At 30.2% G+C, this 9013-nt stretch carries 8 protein-coding genes, 1 tRNA gene, 2 rRNA genes, 1 other RNA gene and 1 other annotated feature; of the genes, 1 reads left to right on the top strand and 11 read right to left on the bottom strand.

The annotated features are described in order from the left end of the window. Both I2H23_RS14995 and I2H23_RS14990 read right to left on the bottom strand, forming a co-directional pair. A 16S ribosomal RNA gene (locus I2H23_RS14995) occupies positions 1–328 on the bottom strand; the annotation flags it as partial. A gap of 325 nt (positions 329–653) precedes the next feature. Then, entirely contained in the window at positions 654–884 is a 231-nt protein-coding gene (locus tag I2H23_RS14990) for a glutaredoxin family protein (protein ID WP_092921367.1), read from the bottom strand. A gap of 185 nt (positions 885–1069) precedes the next feature. Between I2H23_RS14990 and I2H23_RS14985 the strand changes: the two genes are divergently transcribed. After that, on the top strand, positions 1070–2266 hold the full coding sequence (locus I2H23_RS14985) for an MGDG synthase family glycosyltransferase (RefSeq protein WP_195582037.1): 1197 nt from the start codon (positions 1070–1072) through the stop codon (positions 2264–2266). Positions 2267–2334: 68 nt separating this feature from the next. On the opposite strand, the gene I2H23_RS14980 is transcribed toward I2H23_RS14985, so the two are convergent. From I2H23_RS14980 to rrf, 9 genes are all read right to left on the bottom strand, one after another. Further along, positions 2335–2559, bottom strand: a complete 225-nt coding sequence (locus tag I2H23_RS14980; protein ID WP_092921363.1) for a hypothetical protein — start codon at positions 2557–2559, stop codon at positions 2335–2337. 142 nt (positions 2560–2701) lie between these two features. Beyond that, positions 2702–3301: a recombination mediator RecR gene (gene recR, locus I2H23_RS14975; RefSeq protein WP_195582035.1), complete on the bottom strand. Its 600-nt coding sequence runs from the start codon at positions 3299–3301 to the stop codon at positions 2702–2704. Between the two features lie 11 nt (positions 3302–3312). Further along, a complete protein-coding gene (locus I2H23_RS14970) occupies positions 3313–3657 on the bottom strand; it encodes a YbaB/EbfC family nucleoid-associated protein (protein ID WP_092921359.1) in 345 nt (114 codons plus the stop codon). Between the two features lie 55 nt (positions 3658–3712). Beyond that, the gene (dnaX, locus tag I2H23_RS14965; RefSeq protein WP_195582033.1) at positions 3713–5359 is read right to left on the bottom strand and encodes a DNA polymerase III subunit gamma/tau; all 1647 of its coding nucleotides are present in this window, start codon (positions 5357–5359) and stop codon (positions 3713–3715) included. Between the two features lie 360 nt (positions 5360–5719). Beyond that, positions 5720–5984: signal recognition particle sRNA large type (gene ffs, locus I2H23_RS14960), an RNA gene on the bottom strand. Positions 5985–6014: 30 nt separating this feature from the next. Continuing rightward, positions 6015–6106 (bottom strand) — tRNA-Ser (locus tag I2H23_RS14955). 3 nt (positions 6107–6109) lie between these two features. Then, positions 6110–6562 (bottom strand): nucleoside deaminase, encoded by a 453-nt coding sequence (locus tag I2H23_RS14950; RefSeq protein WP_092921356.1) that lies wholly within the window; start codon positions 6560–6562, stop codon positions 6110–6112. A 359-nt stretch (positions 6563–6921) separates the two neighbouring features. Beyond that, positions 6922–8205: a serine--tRNA ligase gene (gene serS, locus I2H23_RS14945; protein WP_195582031.1), complete on the bottom strand. Its 1284-nt coding sequence runs from the start codon at positions 8203–8205 to the stop codon at positions 6922–6924. A gap of 193 nt (positions 8206–8398) precedes the next feature. Then, positions 8399–8611: a binding site (T-box leader), on the bottom strand. A gap of 225 nt (positions 8612–8836) precedes the next feature. Continuing rightward, positions 8837–8953 (bottom strand): 5S ribosomal RNA (rrf, locus tag I2H23_RS14940). Between the last annotated feature and the right edge of the window lie 60 nt (positions 8954–9013).

Raw genomic sequence — 9013 nt, 5'->3', positions numbered from 1 at the left:
GAGTTTGGACCGTGTCTCAGTTCCAATGTGGCCGATCACCCTCTCAGGTCGGCTACTGATCGTCGCCTTGGTAAGCCGTTACCTTACCAACTAGCTAATCAGACGCGGGTCCATCCTGTACCGCAAAAGCTTTGATAAGAAAGCCATGCGACTCTCCCATATTATCTCGTATTAGCATACCTTTCGGTATGTTATCCGTGTGTACAGGGCAGGTTACCCACGCGTTACTCACCCGTCCGCCGCTCTTCTCCGAAGAGAATCGCTCGACTTGCATGTGTTAGGCACGCCGCCAGCGTTCATCCTGAGCCAGGATCAAACTCTCAAATAAAAGTTGTTACCTGCTCAGACTATCATTATCTGAATATCTGGCTTGGTTTGTTTTCGATTCTTTTAAGAATCATTAGTTATATAAATTAACCTACTGTTTAATTTTCAAAGTTCATTTTCGTTTTTGCCCTTTTCTTAAGGACAAGTAATACTATATCACCTTACATTTATATCGTCAATACTTTTTTTAAACTTTTTTTAATTTTTTTCTTAATCTATTATTATCTGTGATTTAGTCTATGTATTTTTCTACATTTCATACTAATTTTTATACTTTTTATTGATATAAGAAAACTTTTTCACAAGCTTCCTTATATCAATAAATACTATTTCTCTAATAGTTGTGTCATTCTACTTATATCTAAACCTAAGACATGTTCTCCATCTATAATAGTTAGAGGAATAGACATATACCCCATACCTATCAACTTTTTCTTGGCATCTAAATCTTTCGATATATTATATTCTTTATATTCAATATTTTTATTTTTTAGAAACTCTTTAGCTTTTATACATTGTGGACATGTATCGCTAGTGTATATCTCTACTACTTTCATCTATCTGCTCCTAAGTATTTATTTTGTTATGCTTGTATTTTTTTTTATATTATATTAGATTATTATTAACTCATTATTAGTATATAATATAATACATAATTTATTTTTTCTAAGTTAATATATTTAATAATACAAAAAATTGCATTATTATTCAATATAACTCTACATTTTAGGAGGATTTTAGTATGAGCAAAAAAGTATTGATTATGTCTGCTTCAACTGGTGGAGGTCATAATAGAGCTGCTCGAGCAATTAAAGAGGAGTTAGAACAAAAAACGATAGATGGTTTTAATATACAATGTGAAATAGTGGATAGTTTAAAATTAGTTAATAATACAATGGATAAAATAATTTCTAGGGGATATGAAAAATCTGCTATATATACTCCAAAAGCTTATGGTAGTGTATACAGATTTTCTGAAACCTCTCTTGTTTCTAAAAATGAGTTTAAAGGTAATTTGCTTACATCTTTAATGGCAAAAAAATTCAAAAAGCTTTTAAATGATTCTAAACCCGATTTAATTATAGGTACACATCCCTTCCCTATGATAGCTTTAAGTACACTAAAAAAACATAGTGATGGAGGTTCTGATCACGGTTTACATCTAGGTGATCACCATGATACTATAGATGTGCCTCCAATGATCTCTGTCCTTACAGATTATACTACTCACTCTACATGGATACAAAATGAAATAGACTATTATATAGTAGGTCATGAGTATGTAAAAGAATTGCTAGCATATGAAGGAGTTGATACTGAAAAAATCAAACCTTTTGGTATCCCCGTAGAAAAATCATTCTTAAGTAATAGAGAAAAAGAAGAAGTTTTAAATGAATTAGGTTTATCTTCTGATAAACTTACAGTTCTACTTATGGGAGGAAGCTTTGGAGCTGGTAATATAAAAGAAACCTTAGAAGAATTACTGAATATTGATAGAGATTTTCAAATTTTAGTCATTACAGGAAGAAATGAATCCTTAAAAGAGAAACTTGAAAAAAAACTGGCTACTCACAATCATAATAAAAATATATGTGTACTTGGGTACACTAATAAAATGAATGATATACTTGCTTCTATTGACGTTTTAATAACAAAACCTGGTGGTTTAACTACTACAGAAGCATTATTAAAAGACGTTCCTATGATTGTTCCATATTATATTCCAGGACAGGAAGAAGAAAACTTAGATTTTCTTTCAAATTGTGGTGCAGCCCTTAGAACAACTAAAAAGTATACTCTTTCAGTTTTACTAAAAGTACTAATAGATGATCCATCTAGATTAGATATGTTAAAGAAAAATATAAAATCTATAAGAAAATTTAATTCTTCTCAAAATATAGCTAATTTAGTTGAGGATGTATTACTATCTATGAATTAATTTTAATTAAATTTACATAATAAATGCCCAATGGATAATATCCTTTGGGCATTTTACAATTATATATATTAGTATGTAGGTTCATAAAAATCTTCTTCATAATCATATTGATACTTCTTATAATTATTCCTAAAGCACGAGTTTTTGCTTTTCTGAGCTTTACTGTTTTTTTTCTTTATTAATAAGCTCATATCATCAGATTCTGTAAACTTTGTTTTTCCTTTAGATTTTAAGTTTTTTTCTCTTTTTTCTTTCAAAGCTTTTCTCTCTTCTAGGCTCATTGTTGATTTCATTTTATTCTCCTATAAATAATTTTGAATGAATTTATTAAAATTATACATTAACTCATTGCTTAATTCAACAAGTGTACCTTATATTATTTGAGTAAATTTATATCAATAAACGACAAAAAATCGAGGTAAATACCTCGATTTTTTATATTTCTCTTCTTCCTTCTAAAGCTTTTGATATAGTTACTTCATCAGCATACTCTAAGTCTCCACCTACTGGTAGACCATGAGCAATTCTAGTAACTTTTATCCCCATAGGTTTTAAAAGTCTAGCTATATACATAGCCGTAGCTTCCCCTTCAATCGTTGGGTTTGTAGCCATTATTACTTCTCTTACATCCTGATTTCCTAATCTTTTGATTAACTCTTTAATTTTTATCATATCAGGTCCAATACCATCCATAGGAGATATAACTCCATTTAATACATGATATTGCCCCTTAAATTCTCTTGTTCTTTCCATAGCAGCAACATCTCTAGGATCTTCTACTACACATATTACACCAGCATCTCTATTTTTATTAGAACACATACTACAAGGGTCTGTGTCTGTTATATTACAGCATACTGAACAATATTTTATTTCTCTCTTAGCTTCTAAAATAGCTTTAGATAAAGACTCTACATCATTAACATTCATGTTTATTACATGGAAAGCTAATCTTTGAGCCGTTTTTCTACCTACCCCTGGAAGCTTTGAAAATTCTTCTATAAGCCTAGCTATAGGCCCTGTATAAGATTGCATATTATCACCTACTAGAATAACCCTGGTATGTTCATTCCTCCAGTTAATTTACCCATTTGAGATGATTGCATTTCATCAACATTTCTTAAAGCTTCATTTATAGCACTTAATACTAAGTCTTGTAACATCTCTATATCATCTGGATCAACAACTTCAGGTTTTATATTTATATCTAAAACTTCTTTCTTACCGTTAACTTTTACAGTAACAGCTCCTCCACCAACTGAAGCTTCTATTTCCTTAGCTTCTAATTCTTCTTGCATCTTTTGCATGTTTTCTTGCATCTTTTGAGCCTGCTTTAATAAATTATTCATATTTCCAGGCATCATTCCGCCTCCAAAACCTCTTTTAGCCATTTTTAATTCCTCCTTAAAACTATTTTATTTTAATATTATATCATATTAGTGTTTATTATTTACTTTCATTTTCTTCGACACTATCTTTTATTTCTAGTATCTCCTCATTTACTATACTTTTTAGAATCTCCTCACCTTTGTCAACTTTTCCACTCTTTATTTCTAAGTCTATGTTTTTAACTTCAGATTCTAATATTATTTTTATATTAAAACTTCTACTTATAGTTTCCCTTATTACTTTTTCTATATATGCTATAGTATCAGGTTCGCTTAGTCTTTTCTTAGCAAACGCAAATCCATCTGCGTATATTAGATATAACACATTTTCATATACGTTAAAACTACTTACATCACCTAATAAGAAGTATACTGGCATTTGTTTACTTTGCTTATCATCCTTTATACTCTTTCTAATCTTAGGCCATGATGACTCTATAAGCTTAACATCTTCACTTTTAACAGATTCGTATACTACTTCATCTGTCTCTATTATTTCTTTTTCCTCTATTATATTATTAGTATTCTCTATATTGTTGCTATTAACCTTTATATTTCCACTCTCTATTTTCTTCTCTAAATTCTCTACTCTCTTTATTAAAGCTTCTTTACTTTCATCAAACATAGGTTGGGCTATTTTCATCATAGTAACTTCAGCCAGAACCCTTGGATTCGATGAGCTTTTCATGCTATCTTGTGTAACAGATAATATATTTAAAACTCTTATAATATCATTTACATCTACACTTTCAGCTTGGGACTTTAATTTATCTATAGTCTCTTCTGGTAAAGAAATTATCTCATCTAATTCAGTTGACACCTTACAAACCATAAGATTTCTAAAATGGTCTATTAAATCATTAATTAAATTTCTTATATCCTTACCCCAAATTACAAATTCATTTAGTGCTTGAAGAGAGTTTTTTGTATCTTGATTTATTATGAACTGAGACATCTCAAATAATTGCTCTATATTTACTGTTCCTAATAATTCAACTACATCTTTGTATTCTATTTTGTTACCACCAAAAGATATACATTGATCTAATATACTTAAGGCATCTCTCAGTGCACCTTGTGCATTTCTAGCTATTAGGTTAAGTGCTTTATCTTCAACTTCTATATTTTCCTCATTGCATATCTTTTTCATTCTTTCAGACATATCATTAACCGTAACTCTTTTGAAGTCAAATCTTTGACATCTAGATAGTATTGTAGCCGGTATCTTATGAGGTTCAGTTGTAGCTAATATAAATATTATATATGATGGCGGTTCTTCTAATGTCTTTAAAAGTGCATTAAACGCTCCCTGTGATAACATATGAACCTCATCTATTATGTATACCTTATATTTAGACTTTGTAGGCGAATATTTAACACTTTCTCTAAGCTCTCTTATATCATCTACACTATTGTTAGATGCCGCATCTATCTCTACAACATCCATTATATTATCATTTATTATATCCTTACATACTTCACATTCATTACAAGGCTCTTGGTCTTTACTTTGCACACAATTAACTGCTCTAGCAAATATTTTAGCCGTAGATGTTTTACCTGTCCCTCTCGTTCCTGTAAATAAATATGCATGTCCTACATTATTACTTTCTATCTGATTCTTTAACGTTCTTATTATATGTTGCTGGCCCACAACATCTTCAAAATTTTGTGGCCTATATGCTCTATATAATGCTTTATGCATTCTTATCTCTCCTTAAATAAACTTCATACAATTAATCTATTTTTATCTAATTATATCATCACATTACTTATATTTTAAACGCTAGTATTTATTTTTATATAAAATACAACCTACATTAATTATTAACGTTATTAAATGTAAATATATACTAATCAAACTAAATTTATTTTAAAATATAAACTATCTTAACTAATTTCATTAAAAGTATAAAAAACATATTTTTTATACCATATCTATTAACCATGTTGTGTATACTCATTGATATATTTCTAAAATTATGTATAGAGTAAAAACTTCATGATTTTCTTATAATTAAAAAAAATCTCTTATAATAAGAGATTTGTTTTTTATATATTAAAGCTGTACACCATCTATTGATTTACTCTCATAGGCGTTACCTAAACAGTTAGCTCAACTTAGGCACCCCTACGGCACACGGAAGTGATCACTTACCGCTGCTTCCTTCCGGATCTGACGGGGTTCATGAGCTTCCATTGCGTAGGACCTAAGTGTCAACACCACTTATTCAGGGCAGCCCTACAAGATGTAAACCTCTAGATGGAATTCAATCCTGCTATAGCGGATTGCAGGTTACAGGGCACCGCTACCTCCCCATCTAGTACAGCAAACTTATAACCATATTTAAATTTTCCTCTGGCGGAGAGAGTGGGATTCGAACCCACGATACGCTTTTGACGTATACTCACTTTCCAGGCGAGCGCCTTCGACCGACTCGACCATCTCTCCTTATTATCTTTTCCTAAGAGCTCTAAAAAATTCCTGTAATATATTAGAACATTCTTCTTTTAAAACACCGAATAAGACATTTATATTATTTCGTTCATAGTAATCAGTCTTAAATTTATGCTGATTTTCTGTATATTCGTTTTTTATATGTTTAGTTCCTATTATAAGTTTTTTTATTCTAGAATTAACTATAGCCCCACTGCACATAATACAAGGTTCCATTGTAACATATAATTCACAATCAATAAGTCTCCATCCACCTAAGTTTCTAGCAGCTTCTCTTATTGCTACAATCTCAGCATGAGCTGTGCTATCATTTAAAGTTTCAGTTAAATTATGTCCTCTGCCTATAATGTTGCCATCTTTAACTACTATGGCCCCTATAGGAGTTTCGCCTTTTTTAAAGGCTTTATCTGCTTCTTTCAAGGCTTCTTTCATATATAGTTCTTTATTCATATTTCCTCCTAGAACTTATAACACTTCTATATTATCATAGTTACATTTATAATTCAACTGAATTTTAATTTATTTGTACAAGTTAAAATTAGTTACTATTGCATAATTCTTCATTATAAGCAATATTAAACAATGTAAATTGGCTATATTTATAACTTAAATAGACTATAATATCACTAGGTTACAAGGATTTAATCTATTAGATCTATCTATAACTTATATTCTTCTATAGTGCATACAATTATATCCTCTTTCTTGTTAAAAATATTGTATCACTATATATAAAAACCAACAGAAATCTGTTGGTCTTTATATATAGATAATGATCTTCCTAATATATGTCTAAATTGCGTTAGATCTTATAATTCTTCTTTCTTTATAACATCTACACCCATGTATGGTCTTAATACTTCTGGAACTACTACTGAACCATCTTCTTGTTGATAGTTTTCTAATATAGCAGCTAAACATCTTCCTACTGCTAATCCAGATCCATTTAATGTATGAACGTATTCTGCTTTAGATTTTTTGTCTCTCTTGAATCTTATACCAGCTCTTCTAGCTTGGAAATCTTCAAAGTTTGAACAAGAAGATATCTCAACGTATCTGTTGTAACTTGGCATCCATACTTCTAAGTCATATTTAAATGCTGCAGTGAACCCTAAGTCTCCTGTACATATCTTAACAACTCTGTAAGGTAATCCTAATAATTGTAATATTTTTTCTGCATCGTTAGTTAATTTTTCTAACTCATCGTAAGAATCTTCTGGCTTAACAAATTTAACTAATTCTACCTTGTTAAATTGATGTTGTCTTACTAATCCTCTAGTATCTCTACCAGCAGAACCTGCTTCAGATCTAAAGCATGGAGTATATGCACAATATTTTATTGGTAATTGATCAACTGTTAATATTTCATCTCTATGTATATTAGTTACAGGAACTTCAGCAGTTGGTATTAAGAAGTAATCAACACCTTCAACTTTGAACATGTCTTCTTCGAACTTAGGTAATTGACCTGTTCCTATAAAGCTAGTTCTATTAGCCATAAAAGGAGGTAAAACTTCTGTATATCCATGCTCAGCCGTATGAGTATTTAAGAAGAAGTTTATTAACGCTCTCTCTAATCTAGCTCCTAATCCTTTGTATAAAGTGAATCTTGAACCTGTTATTTTACTTCCAGTTTCAAAATCTAATATTCCTAATCCTGTTCCTATATCCCAGTGTGCCTTATGTTCAAAGTTAAACTCTGTAGGTTCTCCCCAAGTTCTTATTTGAACATTATCTTCATCTGTTGTTCCTTGTGGAACATCAGGATGAGGTACATTTGGTATTCTCATTAAGTTGTATTCCATCTCTGCTTCTACAGCTCTAACTTTTTCATCCATTCCTTTTATCTTATCTGATAGTTCTTTAAGTTGAGCTTTAGCTGCATCTACATCTTTACCTTCTTTTATTAATTGAGGTATTTTCTTAGATTCTACATTTAACTCATTCTTCATTACTTCAACTTCTTTAAGTAATTCTCTTCTTTCGTCATCTAATCTAACTACAGCATCTAAGTCGAATTCTTTTTCGCCTCTTCTATCCATAGCTTTTTTTATATCTTCTAAATTTTCTCTTATTCTTCTGACATCTAACATTGCTAATTCCTCCTTATATTTTATAATTTATTTTACTTTAATTAACCTATTCAAAACTTATAACTTTTGTTAATCTACCAGCGCTAATAAATTAATTTTAGTCATAAATAACGTTTTCTAATACATGTATTTTTATCTAAAACCTTAATCTTAGGGTAATTATTGCATTAAAAAAAGACCTTCATTCCCCTATGAAAGGGACGAAAGTCTTGTTATCCGCGTTGCCACCCTAATTGGTTATATAAAAATATAACCCTCTCAAACCTGTAACGTAGGTATACGTCTTACCTTATTGTTTCGGTAGAAGCTCCAGAATAGATTCAAAAACCATTGTAATGAGTTCACACCTACCACTCACTCTCTGAATACAAACTTGCTCTTTACTAATTTCCTTCAAAGCTTTTTATTAATTCTTCTATTTGATAATCATTATATTATATATATTATCAAGTTTCAATAGTATTATTCAAAAAAGTTTTTTCAGTTTTAAAAAATTTTAATTTTTACAATCTCTAACTCTAGCTATTTCAATGCTTCTAATATTTTTTATATAATTATATATTTTATTTATTAGATTTAATATATGGTATGAAAAACAATTATATTTATTTTTTTGCATAAAAAAAAGACTACGTGGCTACGTCTTACTCTTCCAGGGGGTCGCCCCCCAAGTACCATCAGCGCTAAAGAGCTTAACTTCTGTGTTCGGTATGGGAACAGGTGTATCCTCTTTGCTATAATAACCACATAATCTTTATCTTTTAGAGTTAATACTCTGAAAACTGTATATCATTTAGTTAATGATTTT

Source organism: Romboutsia sp. BSD2780061687b_171204_C1, assembly GCF_015560225.1.
Classification (GTDB): domain Bacteria; phylum Bacillota; class Clostridia; order Peptostreptococcales; family Peptostreptococcaceae; genus Romboutsia_C; species Romboutsia_C hominis.
Note: the sequence above shows the minus strand (reverse complement) of the source record. Positions and strands in the feature narration are given on the sequence as shown.

Bases quoted from the DNA above. Each gene is read 5' to 3' on its own strand.
- I2H23_RS14990 (WP_092921367.1), bottom strand. From the start codon at position 884: ATGAAAGTAGTAGAGATATACACTAGCGATACATGTCCACAATGTATA.
- I2H23_RS14985 (WP_195582037.1), top strand. From the start codon at position 1,070: ATGAGCAAAAAAGTATTGATTATGTCTGCTTCAACTGGTGGAGGTCAT.
- I2H23_RS14980 (WP_092921363.1), bottom strand. From the start codon at position 2,559: ATGAAATCAACAATGAGCCTAGAAGAGAGAAAAGCTTTGAAAGAAAAA.
- recR (WP_195582035.1), bottom strand. From the start codon at position 3,301: ATGCAATCTTATACAGGGCCTATAGCTAGGCTTATAGAAGAATTTTCA.
- I2H23_RS14970 (WP_092921359.1), bottom strand. From the start codon at position 3,657: ATGGCTAAAAGAGGTTTTGGAGGCGGAATGATGCCTGGAAATATGAAT.
- dnaX (WP_195582033.1), bottom strand. From the start codon at position 5,359: ATGCATAAAGCATTATATAGAGCATATAGGCCACAAAATTTTGAAGAT.
- I2H23_RS14950 (WP_092921356.1), bottom strand. From the start codon at position 6,562: ATGAATAAAGAACTATATATGAAAGAAGCCTTGAAAGAAGCAGATAAA.
- serS (WP_195582031.1), bottom strand. From the start codon at position 8,205: ATGTTAGATGTCAGAAGAATAAGAGAAAATTTAGAAGATATAAAAAAA.